Annotated in this window: 20 protein-coding genes; all 20 read left to right on the top strand. The window is 36.7% G+C overall.

Going from position 1 to position 23,416, the window contains the following annotated elements; genetic code table 11:
- The first annotated feature begins 2 nt into the window (after window positions 1-2).
- The 20 genes from rbfA (at window position 3) to NSQ59_RS16340 (ending at window position 23,258) form a co-directional block, all read left to right on the top strand.
- Entirely contained in the window at window positions 3-347 is a 345-nt protein-coding gene (gene rbfA / locus NSQ59_RS16435; RefSeq protein ID WP_055740371.1) for a 30S ribosome-binding factor RbfA, read from the top strand.
- Window positions 348-440: 93 nt separating this feature from the next.
- Window positions 441-1,349, top strand: a complete 909-nt coding sequence (gene truB / locus NSQ59_RS16430) for a tRNA pseudouridine(55) synthase TruB (protein WP_126646872.1) — start codon at window positions 441-443, stop codon at window positions 1,347-1,349.
- 32 nt (window positions 1,350-1,381) lie between these two features.
- The gene (gene ribF, locus NSQ59_RS16425; protein ID WP_055740369.1) at window positions 1,382-2,338 is read left to right on the top strand and encodes a bifunctional riboflavin kinase/FAD synthetase; all 957 of its coding nucleotides are present in this window, start codon (window positions 1,382-1,384) and stop codon (window positions 2,336-2,338) included.
- Window positions 2,339-2,491: 153 nt separating this feature from the next.
- Window positions 2,492-2,761, top strand: coding sequence for a 30S ribosomal protein S15 (gene rpsO / locus NSQ59_RS16420; protein WP_055740368.1), 270 nt, complete (start codon window positions 2,492-2,494; stop codon window positions 2,759-2,761).
- A 189-nt stretch (window positions 2,762-2,950) separates the two neighbouring features.
- Complete coding sequence (pnp, locus tag NSQ59_RS16415; RefSeq protein ID WP_055740367.1) at window positions 2,951-5,068, top strand: polyribonucleotide nucleotidyltransferase; 2,118 nt, start codon at window positions 2,951-2,953, stop codon at window positions 5,066-5,068.
- 240 nt (window positions 5,069-5,308) lie between these two features.
- Window positions 5,309-6,280, top strand: coding sequence for a polysaccharide deacetylase family protein (locus NSQ59_RS16410; RefSeq protein ID WP_126646871.1), 972 nt, complete (start codon window positions 5,309-5,311; stop codon window positions 6,278-6,280).
- 319 nt (window positions 6,281-6,599) lie between these two features.
- Entirely contained in the window at window positions 6,600-7,835 is a 1,236-nt protein-coding gene (locus tag NSQ59_RS16405) for a M16 family metallopeptidase (protein ID WP_340832317.1), read from the top strand.
- Between the two features lie 277 nt (window positions 7,836-8,112).
- Window positions 8,113-8,343, top strand: a complete 231-nt coding sequence (locus NSQ59_RS16400) for a YlmC/YmxH family sporulation protein (protein ID WP_055740364.1) — start codon at window positions 8,113-8,115, stop codon at window positions 8,341-8,343.
- Window positions 8,344-8,495: 152 nt separating this feature from the next.
- Entirely contained in the window at window positions 8,496-9,953 is a 1,458-nt protein-coding gene (locus tag NSQ59_RS16395; RefSeq protein ID WP_340830316.1) for an IS1182 family transposase, read from the top strand.
- A gap of 281 nt (window positions 9,954-10,234) precedes the next feature.
- Window positions 10,235-11,137, top strand: coding sequence for a dipicolinic acid synthetase subunit A (gene dpaA / locus NSQ59_RS16390; RefSeq protein WP_340833173.1), 903 nt, complete (start codon window positions 10,235-10,237; stop codon window positions 11,135-11,137).
- Window positions 11,134-11,730: a dipicolinate synthase subunit B gene (gene dpaB, locus NSQ59_RS16385; RefSeq protein ID WP_055740362.1), complete on the top strand. Its 597-nt coding sequence runs from the start codon at window positions 11,134-11,136 to the stop codon at window positions 11,728-11,730. The genes dpaA and dpaB overlap by 4 nt, the downstream gene beginning before the upstream one ends.
- Before the next feature lie 434 nt (window positions 11,731-12,164).
- Entirely contained in the window at window positions 12,165-13,211 is a 1,047-nt protein-coding gene (gene asd / locus NSQ59_RS16380) for an aspartate-semialdehyde dehydrogenase (protein WP_055740361.1), read from the top strand.
- Between the two features lie 84 nt (window positions 13,212-13,295).
- The gene (dapG, locus tag NSQ59_RS16375) at window positions 13,296-14,531 is read left to right on the top strand and encodes an aspartate kinase (RefSeq protein ID WP_055740360.1); all 1,236 of its coding nucleotides are present in this window, start codon (window positions 13,296-13,298) and stop codon (window positions 14,529-14,531) included.
- A gap of 65 nt (window positions 14,532-14,596) precedes the next feature.
- Entirely contained in the window at window positions 14,597-15,475 is an 879-nt protein-coding gene (gene dapA / locus NSQ59_RS16370; protein ID WP_055740359.1) for a 4-hydroxy-tetrahydrodipicolinate synthase, read from the top strand.
- Between the two features lie 157 nt (window positions 15,476-15,632).
- On the top strand, window positions 15,633-16,169 hold the full coding sequence (locus NSQ59_RS16365; RefSeq protein ID WP_055740358.1) for a glycerol-3-phosphate acyltransferase: 537 nt from the start codon (window positions 15,633-15,635) through the stop codon (window positions 16,167-16,169).
- A gap of 24 nt (window positions 16,170-16,193) precedes the next feature.
- A complete protein-coding gene (locus NSQ59_RS16360; protein ID WP_055740357.1) occupies window positions 16,194-17,795 on the top strand; it encodes an aminotransferase class V-fold PLP-dependent enzyme in 1,602 nt (533 codons plus the stop codon).
- Between the two features lie 93 nt (window positions 17,796-17,888).
- Window positions 17,889-19,556, top strand: coding sequence for a ribonuclease J (locus tag NSQ59_RS16355; protein WP_055740356.1), 1,668 nt, complete (start codon window positions 17,889-17,891; stop codon window positions 19,554-19,556).
- A gap of 356 nt (window positions 19,557-19,912) precedes the next feature.
- Window positions 19,913-20,647 (top strand): ClpP family protease, encoded by a 735-nt coding sequence (locus tag NSQ59_RS16350; protein WP_055741251.1) that lies wholly within the window; start codon window positions 19,913-19,915, stop codon window positions 20,645-20,647.
- The gene (locus NSQ59_RS16345; RefSeq protein WP_055740355.1) at window positions 20,644-20,844 is read left to right on the top strand and encodes a YlzJ-like family protein; all 201 of its coding nucleotides are present in this window, start codon (window positions 20,644-20,646) and stop codon (window positions 20,842-20,844) included. Before NSQ59_RS16350 ends, NSQ59_RS16345 begins: the two co-directional genes overlap by 4 nt.
- Window positions 20,845-20,954: 110 nt before the next feature.
- Window positions 20,955-23,258 carry an FtsK/SpoIIIE family DNA translocase gene (locus tag NSQ59_RS16340; protein ID WP_055740354.1) on the top strand — a complete coding sequence of 768 codons (2,304 nt, stop codon included), beginning with the start codon at window positions 20,955-20,957 and terminating at the stop codon, window positions 23,256-23,258.
- Window positions 23,259-23,416 lie beyond the last annotated feature (158 nt).

The following is a 23,416-nucleotide window of genomic DNA, read 5'->3' as shown; positions in this document are numbered from 1 at the left end:
GGATGAGCCTGCGTGCAAATCGTGTCGGAGAACAAATGAAAAAAGAGCTAAGTGACATAATAGGTCGAAAATTAAAAGACCCACGTATTGGCTTTGTTACAGTAACAGGGGTTGAGGTTACTGGGGACCTTCAACAGGCGAAAGTTTTTATAACGGTTCTAGGTGATGAGCGGAAAAGGGAAGATACACTGAACGGATTGGAAAAGGCAAAAGGATTTATTCGTTCCGAAGTTGGTCACAGAATCCGTTTAAGAAAAACCCCTGAACTGTTTTTCGAAATCGATGAATCCATTGATTATGGAAATAAAATTGAAACATTGTTAAAAGAAATTCATCGAGATGAATAGTTTCAGAAAAGATAGACATCTAAGTGTCTATCTTTTTTGATAGGAAATTTTTATAAAATCAAAAATAGACGTTTTAAGTAAAGGAGTTAATTTATGGACGGTATTCTTCCTTTATGGAAGCCGCAAGGGATGACATCACATGATTGTGTGTTTAAAGTACGGAAAATGCTGAAAATGAAAAAGGTTGGTCATACAGGGACATTAGACCCGGATGTAACAGGAGTATTGCCAATTTGTTTAGGCAGAGCAACTAAAGTTGCTGAATATATAACAAATGCGGGAAAAGAGTATGAGGGTGAGGTTACGATCGGTTATTCCACGACGACGGAGGATTCCTCAGGAGAAAAGGTGGAAGAAAAAATAATCGAAAACCCTATTTCAAGAACGGAAATTATGGAAGTGTTAAACTCCCTAACAGGTGAGATTAGGCAAACCCCACCAATGTATTCGGCTGTCAAAGTAAATGGAAAAAGACTTTATGAATATGCAAGAAAAGGAATAGAAGTGGAAAGACCAACTAGAACCGTCAAGATATATAATATAGAATTATTGGACGATCGGGATCTCTTAAACGGAGATACAGTTTCTTTTCGTTTCCGTGTTCGTTGCAGTAAAGGAACCTATATTAGAACTTTAGCTGTGATGATTGGGGAAAAGCTTGGATATCCTTCACATATGTCGTTCTTAACCAGAATATCTTCAGGATCATTTACGAAGCAGGATTGTGTTACCTTTTCAGATTTGGAAGAGTTTATCCAGGCAGATACATTAAAAAATATTATTCTTCCTTTAGAAAGAGGGCTTTATGGTTTGCCGAAAATTGAAATTAGTGATACATTAGCAGAGAAAGTGAAAAATGGTGCTGTATTATCCATGGAAACATTGGACTGGTCTGAAAGCTATTCGGAAGCAGCCATCTTTCATCGCAATCAAGCAATAGCTATTTATACAGCACATAAAGATAAAGACGGTTTAGTTAAACCGGTTAAAGTGTTAAGTTAAGATATACGGAATAGAAATAGGTGAGAGATAAAATGAAAGTATTAACGGTACATCATCCACATTCATTTGCTAGAACGGATTTTCCTCCTTTAGTAATGGCGCTAGGATATTTTGACGGCATTCATCTTGGCCATCAAAAGGTAATAAAGACTGCAAAGAAAATTGCAGATGAGCGTCATTGGAAAAGTGCTGTAATGACATTTGATCCGCATCCATCTGTTGTTCTAAGTACAAAACATAAACATGTCGAGCATATTACACCGCTTGAGGAAAAAATTCGGTTAATTGAAGAACTTGAAATTGATTATTTATTTATTGTCCGCTTTACTTCTAGCTTTGCCAGTTTAGATCCACAAGAATTTGTCAAGCAATATATTGTTGGATTAAATGTACAGCATGTAGTAGCCGGCTTTGATTTTACATATGGGAAATTTGGCAAAGGCAATATGGAAACTATGCAAATTCATTCCAATAATCAATTTGGCTGTACAACCATTGACAAGCTCGTACATCAAGATGGCGCTGAAAAGGTCAGCTCTACGCTCACTCGTAAAAGGTTAAATGAAGGAGACGTAACTGGAGCTTATGATTTATTAGGACGTTACTATCGGACAGCAGGAATTGTGGTTCATGGGGAAAAAAGAGGCAGACAAATCGGCTTTCCAACCGCTAATATTAAACTTAATGGTGAATATATTGTCCCGCAAAATGGTGTATATGCCGTCAAACTGTTTGTTGGTAACCAATGGTTTAGCGGTGTTTGTAATGTTGGTGTAAAGCCAACTTTTAATAATCCTGATGAATATAAAAGGTCTATTGAGGTTCATATTATTGGTTTTGACCAATCTATATATGGTGAGGAAGTAATTGTTGAGTGGCATATCAGAATCCGCGACGAAAAGAAATTTGATGGAATAGAAGCGCTGAAGGTACAAATCGCCAATGATAAACAAACTGCTATTGAATACTTTGCACAATTAAACCAGTAATAGAGATAATTTGGGTTCATATAATATTTGACTTGTTTTTTTTTAACAAAAGTAGTATTCTTAAATAGTATTGAACCATTGCTTGGCATGTCGAGTCACCGACGCATGCTAGGGGATTGGCGATTTATTTATTATTTTTAGGAGGTGAAAAGGATGGCGATTTCACAAGAGCGTAAAAACGAAATCATCAACCAATTTAAAGTTCATGAGAACGATACTGGTTCTGCTGAGGTTCAAATTGCAATCCTTACAGAGGATATTAATAATTTGAATGAACATTTACGTACACATAAGAAAGATCACCACTCTCGTCGTGGTCTTATGAAAATGGTAGGTAAACGTCGTAATCTACTTACTTATCTTCGTAATAAAGATGTTCAACGTTATCGTGAATTGATTAACAAACTTGGTTTACGTCGTTAATGAAGTAGAAAAACAAGCGAAGCGGGATATATCCCGCTTTTTTGTTAGCAAAAAATTTTCAATAATAGAACTCCCAAACTTGACCAGACAAGATTTTCGGAGTTTGGTGAACAATACATATATATTAGGACTTCATTGAAAAAATTCTATTCATTTTAACTGAATCAAAATAATGAAAGGAGATTATACATGGAACAAGAAAAACAAATTTTCACCATGGATTGGGCAGGACGGAAGCTTTCCGTTGAAATTGGCCAATTGGCTAAGCAGGCAAATGGAGCTGTACTTGTCCGTTATGGAGATTCAGGTGTATTAAGTACAGCAACTGCCTCGAAAGAACCTAAAACAGTTGATTTCTTTCCATTAACAGTAAATTATGAGGAAAGACTATATGCGGTAGGTAAAATCCCTGGAGGCTTTATCAAACGGGAGGGGAGACCAAGTGAAAAGGCTATACTCGCAAGCAGGCTGATTGACCGACCTATTCGACCATTGTTTGCAGATGGATTTCGTAATGAGGTTCAAGTTGTCAGTGTTGTCATGAGTGTTGACCAAGACTGTCCAACAGAAATGGCAGCGATGTTCGGTTCCTCCCTTGCCCTTTCCGTTTCTGATATTCCATTTCAAGGTCCGATTGCAGGTGTTATCGTTGGACGTATAGATGGTGAATTTATTATTAATCCTACGGTTGAACAAACGGAAAAAAGTGATATGCACTTAACCGTTGCTGGTACAAAGGACGCTATTAATATGGTTGAAGCCGGTGCGAATGAAGTTCCTGAGGAAACTATGTTAGAAGCGATTATGTTCGGTCATGAGGAAATAAAAAAATTAATTGCTTTCCAGGAAGAAATTGTTGCTAAAGTCGGCAAAGAAAAAATGGAAGTTGTTCTTTATGAAATAGATACGAAAATTGAAGCAGAAGTTCGTGAAATGTGCGAAGAATCGATGATTGCGGCAATCCAAGTGCAAGAAAAACATGCACGGGAGGACGCCATTACTGCAGTTAAAAATAAAGTTCTAGCCGAATTTGAGGAAAAAGAAAATATCGATGAAGATATTTTAAAACAAGTAAAGAAAATTTTAGATAAAATGGTAAAAGAGGAAGTCCGCCGTCTGATAACAGAAGAAAAAGTTCGTCCGGATGGCAGAAAAATCGACGAAATTCGTCCATTGTCATCGGAAGTTGGTATTTTACCGCGAACACATGGATCTGGTCTCTTTACCCGAGGGCAAACACAGGCACTAAGTGTTTGTACGTTAGGAGCTTTAGGAGATGTGCAAATTTTAGACGGTTTGGGTATCGAAGAATCAAAACGTTTTATGCATCACTATAACTTCCCTCCATTTAGTGTTGGTGAAACAGGACCAATGCGTGGACCTGGCCGCCGTGAAATTGGACATGGTGCCTTAGGAGAACGTGCACTGGAACCAGTCATTCCTAATGAACAAGAGTTCCCTTATACAATACGTTTGGTTTCTGAAGTGCTTGAATCAAATGGATCTACTTCTCAAGCAAGTATTTGCGGTAGTACCTTGGCCATGATGGATGCAGGTGTACCAATCAAGGCACCGGTTGCGGGGATTGCGATGGGTCTCGTTAAATCAGGTGAACACTACACCATTTTAACCGATATCCAAGGTATGGAAGATCATCTTGGGGATATGGACTTTAAAGTTGCCGGAACGGAAAAAGGTGTAACAGCTTTACAAATGGACATCAAAATTGAAGGACTTTCAAGACCAATATTAGAAGAAGCATTACAACAAGCAAAACGTGGACGTATGCAAATTCTTGATCATATGATGTCAACCATTTCGAAACCAAGAACGGAACTTTCCGTTTACGCACCAAAAATCTTAACCATGACTATTAATCCGGATAAGATTCGTGATGTTATTGGACCAAGCGGTAAGCAAATTAACAAAATTATTGAAGAGACTGGCGTAAAAATTGATATTGAACAAGACGGAACAATCTTTATATCTTCCGCTAACGAAGAAATGAATAAAAAAGCGAAAAAAATCATCGAAGATATTGTGCGTGAGGTTGTCGTCGGTCAGGTCTACTTAGGAAAAGTAAAACGAATTGAGAAATTCGGTGCATTTGTAGAAATCTTTAACGGAAAAGATGGACTTGTGCACATCTCTGAATTAGCAGAAGAACGTGTGAAAAAAGTTGAAGATGTTGTTAAAATTGGTGACGAAATTCTTGTTAAAGTAACAGAAGTAGACAATCACGGGCGCGTGAACTTATCTCGAAAAGCTGTTATAAAAGAACAAAAGGAAAAAGAAGCACAAGCGTAAAGTGAAACTTCAATCACTTGGTAGCTTTCCACCATTGATTTATAGAAGATTAAAGGCTGAATAGACAACAACTTGTTGCAAAACCTTTGTGATCTTCGGCCTGCAGGCCTAAAATAATCGGGCATTTACTTACTATTAATGCAGGATACACCTTAAAAGTCAGGGGAACCTGGCTTTTTTCATTCTAGTTCTACCTTGTCCTTATTCTTCATAAAGTATAGAGGAAGGAGGAAGGTGACTGTGAAAAATTCGAAAAGCTTGATTGGAATCATTGTGATTGCTATTCTTACAATAGTCCTTATTGAAAATCCGTTATCAAATCAATATCTTACAAAATTAAAACATGGTACCATTTACATATATGCTGATCAAAATGATTTATTCAATCAGATAGAATTAGCTGCAAAAGAATATTCCATAAAACCTCAAGATGCAAAAGTAGATAATATATGGAAGGCAATACCAGGCTATAATGGTTTAAAGGTCGATACAAAAGCTTCCTATGATAATATGAAAAAGGATAAAAAATTTGATAAAAATAAATTAATTTTTACTCAAATCAGGCCGAAAGTACATTTAGAAGATCTACCTCCAAGCCCAATTTATAAAGGTAATCCGGAAAAGCCGATGGTAAGTTTTTTAATTAATGTTGCATGGGGGAATGAATATTTGCCGAAAATGCTAGAAACATTAAAAAAATATGATATTCATGCGACTTTTTTCTTAGAGGGCAGATGGACGCAAAATAATCCGGAGTTGGCCAAAATGATTGTGGAAGATGGGAACGAGGTAGGAAATCATTCTTATTCACATCCAGATATGAAAAGTCTAACATCCGCTAGAATTCGTGAAGAGTTAATAAAAACAAATCAGGTTATCCAGGCTACTACGGGGAAACATGTAAAATGGTTTGCCCCGCCAAGTGGGAGTTATCGTGATGAAGTAGTTGATATTGCAGATTCGCTGGGAATGGGGACAGTGATGTGGAGTGTTGATACTATTGACTGGCAAAAACCATCATCCAGTACCATTATTAATCGAGTAATGACAAAGGTTCATCCTGGTGCGTTAATATTAATGCATCCTACAGAATCTACAGCAAATGCATTAGAGCAGCTAATTATCCAGATAAAGAAAAAGCAATATCGTATTGGTACGGTTTCAAAACTTGTGGATGAGGAAAGAATCATTAGAAAAGCGCAAACGCCTTAATCATCGGTGTACGGATTTCGTAGTCTCAGGTGAGACCAAAGGAAACACAGTGAAGTAGATCACGAGTTAGTGAAATTGGCACTTCAAATTTCAACAAGTGAAAATAGCACTTCCAGTTTCCCGTGATGCCTTACCCGAAAGACGCAGGAGATGGAGAAATCGCTAGCAGGCTGCTTGCGCAAGAAAAAAATAATGATGGAAAATGGATTAAAGGAAAAGATAAAATTAATATTTGTGTAAAATGTTTATGCTATCCTAGTTAAACGGTCCCGAATTTCATTGATTAGGTTATTGCAGCATGAATGAAGGAGGAAGAATCGTGATCAAGAAATATACTTGTCAAAATGGGCTAAGAATTGTACTAGAAGAAATTCCAACCGTTCGTTCTGTAGCTATCGGAATATGGATTGGTACAGGTTCAAGAAATGAGACATTAAAAAACAATGGGATATCTCACTTTTTAGAACATATGTTTTTTAAAGGAACGAAAACCAGAACAGCCCGTGAAATTGCTGAAGCATTTGATTCGATTGGCGGGCAGGTTAATGCATTTACTTCAAAGGAATATACATGTTACTATGCTAAGGTTTTGGATAATCATTCCCAATTTGCTTTAGAAACTCTCGCTGATATGTTTTTTCATTCTACATTCGTGGAAGAGGAATTAAAGAAAGAAAAAAATGTGGTTTATGAAGAAATAAAAATGTATGAGGATACTCCAGATGACATCGTCCACGATTTATTAAGCAAAACAGTTTATGAAAACCATCCGCTTGGGTATCCGATACTAGGCACGGAAGAAACCTTAGAAACGTTTAACAGTGAGACACTACATCAATATATGCACGATATGTATACACCTGATCGTGTTGTTATTTCTGTTGCCGGCAATATAGAAGAAACTTTTATCAAACAAATTGAAACATTATTCGGAAATTACACAGGTGGGAAAAGAAATCTAAATGAGGATGCACCGACTTTTCATTCCAACCAAATTGTTAAAAAGAAAGATACGGAACAAGCTCATTTATGCATAGGCTATGAAGGGCTCCCAATTGGACATAAACAAATTTATGATTTAATTGTTTTGAATAATATTTTGGGAGGCAGTATGTCATCACGCTTATTTCAAGAAGTAAGGGAACAACGTGGACTCGCTTACTCTGTTTTCTCTTATCATTCTTCTTTTAAGGATACAGGAATGGTGACCGTATATGCCGGAACTGGTGCCAACCAATTAGACCAATTATATGATACTGTTAGCCAAACCTTGGAAACCATAAAAGGTGAAGGGGTAACTGATAAAGAAGTGAAGAACTGTAAAGAACAATTAAAAGGAAGTTTAATGCTAAGTCTAGAAAGTACTAACAGCCGTATGAGCAGGAATGGCAAAAACGAACTATTATTAGGTTATCATCGTTCCTTGGATGAAATTGTTGAAGTTATTGACAAGGTTACCATGGACAAGGTAAATTCGCTTTGCAATGAAATATTTTCGAAGAAAAACTCAATATCTTTAGTAAGTCCCGATGGAAAACTACCAAAAAATGTTTGATGATGTCCCCTAAATTAGGGGATTTTTTTATTTTGCTAAGAAAAAATCATTCTAAAAACTTTATACGAGCTATACATTGATATAAAGGCTGTTTACGTATAGTTTTTGCTTTTCGTAAAAAGTTAACTTTCTAATGTAGACTTAGTTTCGTGGCTTCTTTTCTTTAATAAGCTATTCATTCTTAATCGAAAGAAGGATGTTTTTAAGGTTTTCGTTTATTAAAGTAACATAGGTAAAGAAAAGAGCCATAATAGATAAACAATAAGGGGGATCAAGGATGCGGCTAAGTGAATTAAGCGGGAAGGAAATTGTTGATTTCAGAAAAGCACAGAGGCTTGGAATACTAGGGCAGACAGATCTTGAAATCAATGAAAACACAGGGCAAATTCAATCACTAATTATTCCAACCGGAAAGTGGAAGAAGAAGCATGTCAATGAAATAAGAGTTCCATGGCAGCAAATACGTACGATTGGAACAGATATGATTATTTTAGAAGTTCCACAGTAATTGAATACATTAAAGATTGACCTCGCTATAAAGGAGGGCACTGAAAAAGTCCCCCTAATTAATGGAGAAAGGTATAATACCTCATAATCTGAGGGAATTATACCTTTTTTTGCTGTATAATTATAAGTATCAATTTCAAGTGGGTGGGTACTATGATACAAAATCAACAATCCATGATTCTAAGTCCTTATATGGGTATTTATGATTTAGTTGTTCCAAAGGATAATATGTTACGTAGACTAAATGACTTGGTCGATTTTTCTTTTGTTTATGATGAACTTAAGGAAAAATATTGCCATAATAATGGTCGAAACGCTATCGACCCTATTCGTATGTTCAAATATTTATTATTAAAGACCATCTATGACTTATCTGATGTTGACGTTGTCGAACGTTCAAAATACGACATGTCCTTTAAATATTTTCTTCATATGGCCCCGGAAGAGCCAGTAATGGAGCCAAGTTCTTTAACGAAGTTTCGAAAACTTCGTTTAAAAGATATAAACCTATTAGACATGCTTATTAATAAATCTGTAGAAATTGCCATCGAGAAAGAAATCATCAAAAGTAAATCCATTATCGTGGATGCCACCCATACAAAAGCTCGCTACAATCAGAAATCACCTAGAGAAATCCTAATGGATCGCTCTAAAAAGCTAAGAAAAGCTATTTATTCCATCGACGAAACGATGAAAGATAAATTTCCCGTTAAAAATACAACGGACGTCTTAGAAAATGAAATCGACTATTGTCAAAAACTCATGGATGTAATTGAAAAAGAGGACACCCTAACCCAGTATCCAAAGGTGAAAGAGCAGTTAAACCTTTTAAAAGAAACCGTTACCGACGATATTGAACACTTACAGATTTCCGAAGATAAAGATGCAAAAGTAGGTCATAAAACCGCTGATTCATCCTTTTTTGGTTATAAAACACACATTGCCATGTGCGAAGAAAGAATTATAACCTCCGCAACCGTTACGACTGGAGAAAAGAATGATGGAAAGCAATTAGAAACACTGATTGAAAAAAGTATCAAAGCTGGAATGAAAGTTGAAACGGTTATTGGTGATACAGCCTATTCAGAAAAAGGTAATATCGAATACACAAAAGAAAAGGAAATAAAATTAGTAGCCAAGTTAAACCCTTCTGTAACACAAGGTTTTCGAAAAAAAGAAGATGAATTTGAATTCAATAAAGATGCAGGGATGTATGTTTGTAAAGCTGGACATATGGCTATAAGGAAAGCGCGAGGAGGAAAAAAAGGAGTCGCTACTAATCAAGTGGACACATACTTCTTTGACATTGAAAAGTGTAAACGATGCCCTTTCAAAGAAGGGTGTTATAAAGAAGGGGCGAAAAGTAAGACTTACTCTGTAAGTATCAAATCAAATGATCATACCGAACAAGCAAAATTCCAAGAAAGTGATTATTTTAAGGAAAAATCAAAAGAACGATATAAAATAGAAGCTAAAAATAGCGAATTAAAACACAGACACGGGTACGATGTTGCGGAATCCTCGGGTCTAATTGGCATGGAATTACAAGGTGCCGTGACTATATTTACTGTGAATCTAAAAAGAATACTAAAACTAATGGATGCAAAATAATGGGGCAAAGACCCCTAAAATAATCAAAAAAGACGACACAACATTCGCTTTTTGAATGTTCATGTCGTCTTTTTCTATATTACAATTTAATTCTTTTGAAAAAATGAAGGATTTTCAGTGCCCTCCTATAAAGCGGGGTTTTTGTTTTTTATCATAAAATAGCCTTTGTCTAGCTCCAAGTGAAATTGGCGCTTCCGCTTTTCTTTTCACCGTTTACCCAATTCTTACATACTATGTTTAAGGTATAAACCCAATCAACATTGAAGAAGGTGACGATATTGATGTTGACAGGACTGCAGATTGCTGTGATTGGTGGAGACGCTCGGCAATTAGAAGTAATCCGAAAATTATCTGAGTTAGATGCAAAACTGTCATTAATCGGATTCGAACAGTTAGATCATGTGTTCACCGGTGTTAGTAAAGAAAAAATTACAGAAGTAGATTTCACAGAAATAGATGCCATAATTTTGCCTATCACTGGTACAGATTCGAACGGTCAGGTGGAAATGATTTTTTCCGCTGAAACAGTTGAAATAACAGAAGAAATGCTTTTAAAAACCCCATCCCATTGTACGATTTACACGGGGATAAAAAACGCATTTTTAGAAGAAATCACGAAAAAAGTAAAAAGGCGTTTAGTTATGTTATTTGAAAGAGATGATGTTGCAATATATAATTCCATCCCTACTGTGGAAGGCACTATTATGATGGCGATTCAACATACGGAATTTACTATACATGGTTCCACTGTAGCAGTGCTTGGATTAGGAAGGGTAGGGATGAGTGTAGCAAGGGCATTTCACCATCTTGGTGCTAAGGTAAAGGTTGGTGCACGAAAAAGTGAGCATTTAGCTAGAATTACGGAAATGGGACTACAGCCTTTCCATTTAAATGAATTGGATAAAGAGGTAAGAAATATTGATATTTGCATTAATACCATTCCGCATTTAGTTGTAAATGCAGCGATGATCCAAAAGATGCCGACGCATACTTTAATCATCGATTTAGCATCAAAGCCTGGCGGAACAGATTTCCGCTATGCTGAAAAAAGAGGTATAAAGGCTTTATTAGCACCTAGCTTACCGGGAATTGTTGCACCAAAATCGGCAGGGCAAATTTTAGGAAATGTCCTAGCCCAATTGCTCGAAGATGATGTTATGAAAAGAAAGGAGAAATTTATATGAGTTTACAAGGAAAAAGAATTGGATTTGGATTAACCGGATCACATTGCACGTATGATGCTGTGTTTCCTGAGATAAAAAGGTTGGTAGATTCAGGAGTAGAAGTAATTCCAGTTGTTACTTATACTGTGAAAAATACAGAAACTCGTTTCGGAAGCGGAGAAGAATGGATTGAAAGAATTGAAGAAGTAACCGGCAGAAAAGTAATTGATTCTATTGTTGATGCGGAGCCTTTAGGCCCAAAGCTTCCTCTTGATTGTATGGTCATCGCACCTTTAACGGGAAATTCCATGAGCAAAATGGCTAATGCTCTTACAGACTCTCCAGTGCTTATGGCAGCTAAGGCAACACTTAGAAATCGTAATCCAGTTGTATTGGGGATTTCCACCAATGACGCACTGGGCTTAAATGGAGTCAATTTAATGAGACTGATGGCTACAAAAAACATTTATTTTATCCCTTATGGTCAAGATGATCCGATAAATAAACCAAATTCAATGGTTGCAAAAATGACCTTACTTCAAGAAACGGTAGAAGAGGCGATTAAAGGGAGACAATTACAGCCAGTCATTATTGAAAGGTTCCGAAGTGAATAATAAAATATCAAAACCATCATAGCTCGCCTATAGGCGAGTTTTCTATGAGAAAGGCTCTTTTTCTTAAACTTTGTATAAATCCAAAAGCCGATTTTAACTTGGTGCCTTTGTATACGAAATTCCAAGTAACAATCTTATTTGGGTTAAAATGAAAAAACTCCGTAAGAAAAGATGCTCCGAAACCATGTCAACTTAGCATTTATAACCAAAGACGAAATGTAACAATTATTCCGAGTCAGCCGTGAGAAATGATTATTAGTGTAAAAGTTTAGTTTGCTAGTGATTTTACCTAAGCCTTACAATCCCTTTACTAATAAGATGAATTAGAGAAAATGATATATTATCATGCGTTAATATGATAAAATAAAATCGTTATTTTCTTTAAGATACACATATAAAATATCTGTATATAGATTGGAAGGGGAATGCTTAAAATGTCAATATCCAAAGGATATCATGTGGCAGTTCTCGGTGCCACAGGTGCGGTTGGACAACAAATGATCAAAACACTGGAAAAAAGAGAGTTTCCTATTAAAAAAATATCTTTTTTATCTTCTGCACGTTCAGCCGGAACCGTATTAAAATTTCGGGGAGAAGATGTTGTAGTAGAAGAAGCAACACCTGATAGCTTTAATGGAGTTGACATTGCATTATTTAGTGCAGGTGGAAGTATTTCGAAAATTTTTGCTCCAGAGGCAGTGAAGCGTGGGGCAATTGTAATTGATAATACCAGTGCGTACCGAATGGATGAAGATGTCCCTCTAGTCGTACCAGAAGTGAATGAACAAGATCTTAAACTTCATAAAGGGATTATTGCAAATCCAAACTGTTCAACGATTCAAATGGTGGTTGCATTGGAACCAATCCGTAAAGCATTTGGATTAAGTAAAGTAATTGTTTCTACCTATCAGGCTGTTTCTGGTTCTGGTACTGCGGCAATTCAAGAATTACATGAACAAACGAAGGCTATCATACATGGTGAGCCATTTGAACCGCAAGTTTTGCCAGTTAAAGGCGATAAAAAACATTATCAAATTGCGTTTAATGCTGTTCCTCAAATTGATAAATTCATGGACAATGGTTTCACTTTTGAGGAAGTAAAAATGATAAATGAAACGAAAAAAATCATGCATATGCCAGAGTTGAAGGTTGCTGCTACTTGTGTTCGCCTTCCGATTGAAACAGGTCACTCTGAGTCAGTTTATTTCGAGGTCGAAAGGGAAGGACTAACTGCGACTGGCATTCAAGAGGTACTTTCTTCTGCAGCCGGAATTGTTTTAGAAGATAATCCTAGTGAGCAAATATATCCTATGCCTGCAAATGCCGTTGGAAAAAATGATGTCTTTGTTGGCCGAATCAGAAAAGATTTAGATGAAGACAAAGGGTTTCATATGTGGGTTGTTTCGGATAATCTTTTAAAAGGTGCAGCATGGAATTCCGTACAAATTGCTGAAAGTCTAATTAATCTAGGTCTAGTATAAATTTGAACGGATTACTTCATAAAAAAATGTTATATTAGCCTCATCATAAAAAACGAAATTTATTTAACATACAGAGGTGTTAAAATGAAGTTAATTGTACAGAAATTTGGGGGTACATCTGTCCGCGATGAGCAAGGTCGAAAACAAGCGTTAAAACACATTAAAAATGCATTGCAGGATGGTTATAAGGTAGTAATAGTTGTTTCTGCAATGGGAAGAAATGGTGACCCGTATGCGACAGATACACTTCTCTCCCTTGTACAGAAACCAAAAATATTAATAAATAAAAGAGAACAGGATTTACTGCTATCATGCGGAGAAGTCATTTCCAGCTTGGTATTTACGAATATGCTCCTTGGAGAAGATATCAAAGCTACTGCGCTAACTGGCTCTCAAGCTGGATTTAGGACAAATGCGGAGCATACAAATGCAAAAATTATCGACATGAAATGTGAAAGATTGTTAAAAGAATTAGATACACATGATGTTGTAGTGGTGGCAGGGTTCCAGGGGTCTGCAAAAAACGGCGATGTAACAACAATTGGACGAGGTGGAAGTGATACATCTGCAGCTGCATTGGGAGTAGCCTTAAAAGCAGAGTGGATTGATATTTTCACAGATGTAGAGGGAATTATGACTGCTGATCCTAGAATTGCTGATAATGCAAGAAAATTACCTGTTGTAACGTATACAGAGGTTTGTAACATGGCCTACCAAGGGGCAAAAGTAATTCATCCTCGTGCAGTAGAAATAGCGATGCAGGCGAAAGTACCGATTCGAATTCGCTCCACTTATTCAGACAATCTCGGAACATTGGTTACTTCTTTAAATAAGCAGTCCAAAGGAACGGATATTCGTGAACGCCCAGTAACTGGTATTGCTTATGTTGCAAATGTTGCTCAGATTAAGGTTTACGCAAAAGATGGGCAATATGACCTTCAATCTGAGGTATTTAAAGCAATGGCAAATGAAAATATTAGTGTTGATTTCATTAATATCTCTCCAACTGGAGTTGTATATACCGTAGCAGAGGACGCTATAGAGAAAGCTGCATCTGTATTACAGAAAATGGGCCATCGACCTGAAATTGAGAGAGGTTGTGCTAAGGTATCCGTTGTTGGAGCGGGCATGAATGGGGTACCTGGTGTTACCTTTAAAATCGTTTCAGCATTGTCCGAAAAGGGCATTAGAATTTTACAATCTGCTGACAGTCATACAACCATTTGGGTATTAGTAAAAGAAGAAGATTTAGTGGTCGCTGTTAATGCTTTACACGATGCATTTAATCTGCAAGAGGAAACATACGAAATTACAATATAACTGCAAAATGTAGAGTGAATAATTTACCGTTCGGAACTTCGGTAAATAATGAAGGAGTGTTAAATATGAGTCGTTTCGGTCGAATTTCTACTGCTATGGTTACTCCATTCGATTCAAAAGGGAATATTGATTTTCAAAAAACAACACAGCTTGTCGAGTATTTAATTGAAAATGGTACAGAATCTTTAGTAGTTGCGGGGACTACTGGTGAATCCCCTACATTATCTACAGAAGAGAAGCTAGCTTTATTCAGTCATGTTGTGAAAACCACAAATGGCAGGGTGCCCGTTATTGCGGGTACTGGCAGCAATAACACATATGCATCGGTGGAATTAACGAAAAAAGCAGAGGAGCTAGGTGTCGATGCTGTTTTAATCGTTACTCCTTATTATAATAAGCCTAATCAAACAGGGCTTTTTCAGCATTTTAAAACGATTGCAGAGGCAACCAGTTTACCTGTAATGCTTTACAATGTTCCAGGGCGTACAGTGGCGAATCTTGAGCCGAATACAGTTATCAAGCTTTCCGAAATTAAAAATATTGTAGCGATTAAGGAAGCTAGCGGAAACTTGGACGCTATGGCTGAAATTATTGCAAATACAAGCGAGGAATTTGAATTATATAGTGGGGATGATGGGCTGACTATTCCTGTTTTATCTATTGGCGGAAAAGGGGTTGTTTCCGTGGCATCCCATATTATCGGTTCGGAGATGCAAGAGATGATAGGATCCTTCTTAAATGGTTCTTACGAAGCTGCGGCGAAACAACATCAAAAACTTCTGCCTTTAATGAGAGGATTATTTGCTGCACCAAGCCCAGTACCTGTGAAAACAGCGTTACAGTTAAAAGGATTTAATGTAGGATCAGTGAGACTGCCCCTTGTACCGTTAACAGAACAAGAGAGATCAAACATCATTACATTATTAAATACTTTGGAAAAATAAAAAGGATGGGATGCCCTTCCTTTTTTTATTTCTAAAATGAATCATTGAAAAATAGAATCTCTTAAGAAAGTTTTCTTTTTTTATATATTTACCTCAAATTCTGAAAAAAATGGTAATATAATAAACATAAATACCTCACTTAGGGAATGGCGAATCTATGGCGATTTATACCTATTTACTTGCATACATATTTGGACATATTTTAACTGCACATATTGTTGGCCGTGTTTTTTTCAGGAAGAATATTTTTGCTGAAGGAAGCGGGAATCCAGGTGCAAGAAATGCCGGCAGATCTTTTGGCAAAAAGGGATTTCTGTTTGTATTGATTGGAGATATGTTGAAGGCAATCCTCATATGCTGGCTCGCGGACAGTTTAAAAATGAATTTTTTTCAGCAAACAATTGTCTTATTATTCGTTATTTTGGGTCATATGTACCCCATACTATATAGGTTTAAGGGCGGTAAAGGAGTAGCTTCGTTTCTGGGAGGTATTCTTTACATTTCACCGCTGACAGCATTAGGGATGGTTATAACCTTCCTTATTAGCTACCCTTTTACTAAGTCATTTACAAAAGCCGGGCTTTTCGCAATTGGGTTAACACCTATTTTCACTTTTTTTATATATCATAATCTTTATGCCAGTATCATCATCTTCTTTATTATTATTTTAATAATTTTGAAACATAAAGAATAAAGAGTAATAATGGGGGACGTAGACATGAACTACACAATTAAAATTGCAAGGGATACAGAGGAATTTGAGGGGATTTTTCGACTAAATTACGATACTTTTGTAGAGGAAATACCGCAGCATAGTGTAAATAAGGCAAGAAAATTAATAGACCAGTTTCACGATGAAAATGAATATGTCATTTGTAAAGCGGATAATGAAATTGTCGGGATGATGGCCCTTAGAGATGTTCGTCCATTTTCACTGGATAAAAAACTTGGAAAAATTGAAGAACATTTGGAAGTTGCCTTTTCAAGACCGTGTGAAATACGGTTATTGTCTGTAAAGCCAAATTTCCGAAATGGCCGAGTATTTGCCAGTATGACAGGAGCTTTAATTCGCTATTGTTTATATAAAGGTTATGACATTGCTTTTATTTCCGGGACTACAAGACAATCCAAGTTGTACAAACATTTAGGATTTGAACCTTTTGCACATCTGGTTGGTAAAGATGATGTATTATTTCAGCCAATGTATTTGACAAAGGAGATGTTTTACCAAAAAGAACATTTAAAAAATCTTTCGATGGTAAATTCCTTCCTTCCAGGTCCTGTTAAGGTGGATGACAAAATTCAATCCATTTTTTTATCACAGCCTGATTGGCATAGATCACAAGAACATAAACAGATTGCCGAAAGTGTATTTTTTAAATTAAAAAAGCTAACGAATGCTAAGCATGCTTCGGTATTTACAGGTACTGGCACGGTTGCAAATGATGCTATTGCTGCACATCTTGCGTCTTTAGGAACAAAGGGGTTAATTTTGTCAAATGGAGAATTTGGAGAGCGGTTAGCGGATCATGCCACTCGCTTCGGACTTTCTTTTGATAAGCTTGCCAAACCATGGGGTACACCCTATAACATGGATGAAATAAGGGATTTGTGCCAACGTAATTCTTATGATTGGATATGGTTTGTCCATTGTGAAACCTCCACCGGTATGTTGAATGATTTTAAAGCGATTCAATCCATATGTGAGGAATTTTCCGTAAAAATATGTATTGATGCTATTAGTTCAATAGGTGCGGTTCCATTAAATTTTGAAAAGATATACATGGCTTCTGGTGTTTCGGGGAAAGCTATCGGCTCTATAACAGGTCTCTCCTTTGTTCTATATAATGAGTTGGAAACGGGATTGAATAAGGTGCCGCGTTATCTTGATGTGAAGTATTACCAAGAATGTGAAGGCATCCCATTTACACAAAATTCCTATTTATTCAAAGCGCTCGATTTAGCGTTGGATACCTTATTTGAAGCTGATTATTTTGCTAGGAATGTTTCAAGATTTTCGTATGTTTTTGATACTTTATTGGCAAAAGGTTTTTCCTTTGTTGTTGATAAAGATCTAACATCACCTTGTGTTATGACAATAGTTTTTCCTTGTGAAATAAATGCTATGGATATAGGACTTGACCTTTATTTAAATGGTTATCAAGTCCATTTCCGAAATCGTTATTTAATAAAAAATAATTGGATTCAAATCGCCTTAATGAATGCTAATGAAAATATCGCTATTATCGATGGGCTTTTACATACATTGCAAAATTTATATAAGGAAAAAGTAGCAATGCTTACATTAAATAATGCTTGATTTTCTAAAATCTTATTGAACAGTATTTTCTTCTTCAAGTATAATGGGTTTAACTGATTTAGGTCGGAAAAACAGCATTGGAGGAACAAGAATTTGAAAAAGAAAAATGAATCTATTAAAATTATTCCCCTGGGGGGAGTTGGGGAAATTGGAAAAAACATGTATGTTTTCGAGGTGGATGAAGACATATTTGTAATTGATGCTGGACTCATGTATCCAGAGGATGAAATGCTCGGAATCGATATTGTTATTCCTGATACAACTTATTTAGAGGATAATAAAGAGCGAATAAAAGGGATATTTTTAACACATGGACATGAAGATGCTATTGGTGCATTGCCTTATCTGTTAATGAAATTGAATGTTCCCGTTTATGGAACTAAATTAACAATCGCTTTTGCAAAGGAAAAACTTAAAGATGTTAATGTAAAATCAGAAGTTGTGTTCCATGTTATTAAAGCGGATACAGTATTGCATTTTGATACAGTTGACATCAGCTTTTTTAAAACAACCCACAGCATTCCTGATTCGATCGGTATATGTATTCATACTTCAGAGGGAAATATTGTTCATACCGGAGATTTTAAATTTGACCAAAGCGTATCCGATTTTTATCAATCGGATATTGCCGAAATGGCCAAGGTCGGAAGAGAGGGTGTACTATGCCTTCTGTCCGACAGTATTGAAGCGGAGCATCCGGGTTTAACCACTTCTGAAAGAGTCATTGCTGGGGAAATGTCAAACGCCTTTTATTCTGCAAGAGGGCGAATTATTGTTGCATGCTTTGCATCTAATTTAATTCGAATCCAACAAGTATTTGATGCAGCTTTTGAGACGGGAAGAAAAATAGCAGTAGTAGGTAAAAGTTTGGAAAGAGTTTATGAAATTGCTTTGTCTTTAGGCTATTTGGATATCAAATCTGAGGATATAGTAATCCCAGTCCATGAATTAGATAAATATCCAGATGAAGAGCTAGTAATTCTGACAACTGGAAATCAAGGGGAGCCGTTTTTAGTATTGCAAAAAATGGCAAAGCGCACCCATAAATATATTAATATTCAAAAAGGAGATACTGTTTTCATTACGGCATCGCCGTCCCCTGGCATGGAGCTAATAATGTCTAAAACGGTGGACATGCTATACCGTTCTGGGGCTTCCGTTCTGTCAGAACGCAGAAAGGTTCATGTGACAGGTCATGGTTGTCAGGAAGATTTGAAATTAATGCTTAATCTAATGAAGCCAAAGTACTTTATTCCAGTACAAGGAGAATATAGGATGCTGGTCGCTCATTCACGACTTGCTGAGCAAGTAGGTTTAAAGAAGGAGCAAGTATTTATTCCTGATAAGGGAGAGGTTCTTGAATATAAAAATGAAAAAATGGCTTTCAGCGGGAAAGTCGCATCTGGGAATGTATTGATTGATGGTATTGGTGTCGGCGATGTTGGAAATATTGTTCTGCGCGACCGTAGACTATTATCTCAAGATGGTATATTAATTGTCGTTGTAACATTAAGCAAGTACAAAAAAAGTATTGCAGCTGGTCCGGAAATTATTTCACGAGGCTTTGTGTATGTCAGGGAGTCTGAACAGCTAATGAATGATTCTACCTCATTAGTCCGAGAAATTGTGGAAAATAATATGGAAAAAGATGCATTTGATTGGTCAAGCATCAAACAAGATATTCGCGATCAATTAAATTATTTCCTATTTGAAAAAACGAAAAGAAGACCAATGATTCTTCCAATTATAATGGAAATTTAAATATATTAAGACAAACACCGACTTAGCAAAGGTCGGTGTTTTTTGAATGAAATTCATGATCTAAGTAGATACTAATATTATTATGTTTAGGTTTTCTAGTCCCTTAGGAAATATTAAAATTTTTCACTGTGGGTAACCTTTTATATAAAAGTTATCTACATCCAGCTCCACCGCCTATCGGCTAGCGGATTTCCTCATCTTCTCCCTACGATAAGTTAACATCGGCTCCTTTTCTCGCCGTGTTTTCCTTATCTCAGTCGAAGACGAGGTATTCTGTACGCTAAATCTGCGGCGCTTGCGCATTTGTTCAATGAAAACAATGATAAAGGAGTATTCAGATGACTAAAGATTTTCGCATGGAGCAGCCAGAACCAGAAAAGGAACAAGAGGATAAGGATGTTAAAGCAGGAATTGTCGATAAAATACAACAGCTTGGACAAACCAATGTCCCGCAGCTGCCACAGGACAGTAATATCCATTGTTTAACAATAGTTGGTCAAATAGAGGGTCATATGCAGCTTCCTCCCCAAAACAAGACTACAAAGTATGAACATATTATTCCCCAGCTGGTTGCAATAGAGCAGAATACCAAAATAGAAGGGTTAGTCATTATATTAAATACAGTCGGCGGGGATGTTGAGGCAGGACTCGCAATCTCGGAAATGATATCATCCCTGTCGAAACCAACTGTTTCTATCGTTTTAGGCGGAGGACATTCTATCGGTGTGCCAATTGCTGTTTCAACTGATTATTCATTTATCGCAGAAACTGCCACAATGACGATTCATCCAGTCAGATTAACTGGCCTTGTCATTGGTGTACCTCAAACATTTGAATATCTTGATAAAATGCAAGAACGTGTAATAAAGTTTGTTACGAGCCATTCTAATGTGCAGGAAGAAGTATTTAAGGAACTAATGTTTGCGAAAGGAAATCTAACTAGAGATATCGGTACAAATGTGGTGGGGTCCGAAGCAGTAAAATACGGTTTAATTAACGAAGTTGGCGGAATTGGCCATGCATTAAAAAAATTAAATGAATTAATTGAAAGCCGAAAAACAAATCAACAGCATGAGGGGCTCATACAATGATACTTTATACTACCGTACCACAGGAGTTAATTTTTCCAACGGACACATCTGCTTATAGTAGACAGGAATTCATTACGTATAATGGCATCCCTATGATAGTTGAAAAAGTAGAGGATGGCAAACGTGTTATTCGAATATTAAGCACAGACCCAGCAGATTATTTGGAAAACAGTATAATGCCGGGGCAAATCATTTAGGTATAATATGAAAGGTAAATACCTTAATAATAAAGGTTATGATATAATGAAAAAAAAGGAGAAGCAGCCCATATTTGGCTGCTTTCTTATATATTAAGTAGGGTGATGTAATGGCTAAAGCAAAAAGAAGAACGAGAAAGGAAAAACAAATCAAATCGAATATACGTTTTGAACTAACTGGAATGATTTTAATTGCCTTAAGCATCATTTCGATTATTAAATTAGGTGCGGTTGGGAAAGCACTTGTTTTTTTCTTTCGTTTTTTTCTTGGTGAGTGGTACATATTTGCACTAATTGGGATGATTTGGCTTGCGGGATATTTAATCATAAAAAGAAATTTACCTCTTTTTTTTACTAGACGGCTAAATGGTATTTATTTAATAGTTATGAGTCTATTATTGCTTAGCCATGTAAAGCTTTTTGAGCTTAAAGCACAAGTTGGTCAACTTGCAAGTGCAAGTGTTGTTACGAATACATGGGAAATATTTTGGCAGGAAGTAAAGGGAGAATCATCCACTCCTGATTTAGGCGGCGGAATGATTGGTGCGGTTCTATTTGCGGTTTCCCACTTTTTATTTGATTCACTCGGTACAAAAATTCTTTCGATTGTTCTTATATTAATTGGATTTGTATTAGTGACCGGTAAATCGTTAGGACCATTTTTTGAAAAGGTTGGCGTTAAATTAGGTGAATTTATAAAGGGACAATGGAAGGCCTCAAAAGAGGATCTGGAATCTTGGAAAAATAATCGTAAAGAAAAGAAAGTGCGAAAACAAACAACAGAGAGTTTGCAGCCAGCTGAGGTACCGATCAAAGATTCAAGAGCAGAAAATAAGAAAGAGGCACCTCCTATCATTTCAAGTTTTACAGAAAGGGCTTATAATCCAGAAGAGATGGAGAATGGGAAGATAGAAACTCATGAAGCAATAGAAGAAGATCAAGAGGATGATCTCGCTCCAAATATTAGCTTTTCAGAAGTAGAAAATGAGGATTATCAGCTGCCTCCTATTACATTGCTAAAAAGACCTAAGGCAACTGACCAAAGCAGTGAATATGAACTAATACATGCCAATGCTGCAAAATTGGAAAGAACATTTAATAGTTTTGGTGTAAAAGCACATGTAACCCAAGTTCATTTAGGACCTGCAGTAACAAAGTATGAAATTCATCCGGATATCGGAGTGAAGGTGAGTAAAATCGTTAGTCTTAGTGACGATCTCGCATTAGCACTTGCAGCTAAAGATATTCGAATGGAAGCGCCAATCCCAGGAAAATCTGCCATTGGAATTGAAGTACCTAATTCAGAAGTTGCTATGGTTTCGTTACGGGAAGTGCTGGAAGCGAAAGCAAATGATCACTCGGAAGCAAAATTACAAATTGCTTTAGGAAGGGATATTACCGGTGAAGCAGTGTTGGCAGAATTAAATAAAATGCCGCATTTACTTGTAGCTGGTGCAACCGGAAGCGGAAAAAGTGTATGTATTAACGGTATCATTACAAGTATTCTAATGCGGGCAAAGCCACATGAGGTAAAACTCATGATGATCGATCCGAAAATGGTAGAGCTTAATGTATATAATGGTGTTCCGCATCTGCTTGCTCCAGTTGTGACAAATGCCAAAAAAGCGTCTCAAGCGTTGAAAAAGGTAGTAAGCGAAATGGAAAGAAGATATGAGCTATTCTCCCATAGTGGAACCCGAAATATTGAAGGGTATAATGATCATGTTAAACGTGATAATCTTGAAACTGGTGCAAAACAGCCGTTATTGCCATATATCGTTGTCATAGTGGACGAGTTGGCAGACTTGATGATGGTGGCCTCAAGTGATGTAGAGGATTCCATTACTAGGTTAGCACAAATGGCACGTGCGGCAGGTATCCATCTAATTATCGCTACTCAACGTCCATCCGTTGATGTTATTACCGGAGTAATCAAAGCAAATATACCATCCCGAATTGCTTTTGCAGTATCTTCTGCAACTGATTCTAGAACTATTTTAGATATGGGTGGAGCGGAAAAGCTTTTAGGTCGCGGTGATATGCTTTTCCTTCCAGTCGGTGCATCTAAGCCGGTTCGAGTACAAGGTGCATTTCTCTCGGATGAGGAAGTAGAGGATATAGTCGATTTTGTCATTTCACAGCAAAAAGCCCAATATCAAGAGGAAATGATTCCAGATGAACTTCCTGAAATTTCCGAGGAAGTTGAAGATGAATTATATGATGATGCTGTCCAGTTAATCGCCGAAATGCAGACTGCATCTGTTTCGATGCTCCAGCGTCGTTTTCGAATCGGCTATACTCGGGCAGCAAGATTAATAGATGAAATGGAGAACAGAGGCGTAGTAGGACCATATGAGGGAAGTAAGCCTAGAGCGGTTTTAATTCCGAAACCTACTGAAGAGCAAACTTCATAAAAAAAAACAATGTCGTTCATACAAAATACCTTTGAATAATATCGGTATAAGTATGAGCGGCATTTTTTATTATCATACCTCGATAACATATAAAATCCATCCGTATTTTTAATAGTGGAAATATTAAGTTACGAACTTCGATATTTTTCGACAAACTC

This window comes from Margalitia sp. FSL K6-0131, assembly GCF_038008735.1.
GTDB lineage: Bacteria > Bacillota > Bacilli > Bacillales > Bacillaceae_C > Margalitia > Margalitia shackletonii.
This window is presented reverse-complemented; position numbering and strand designations above follow the sequence as displayed.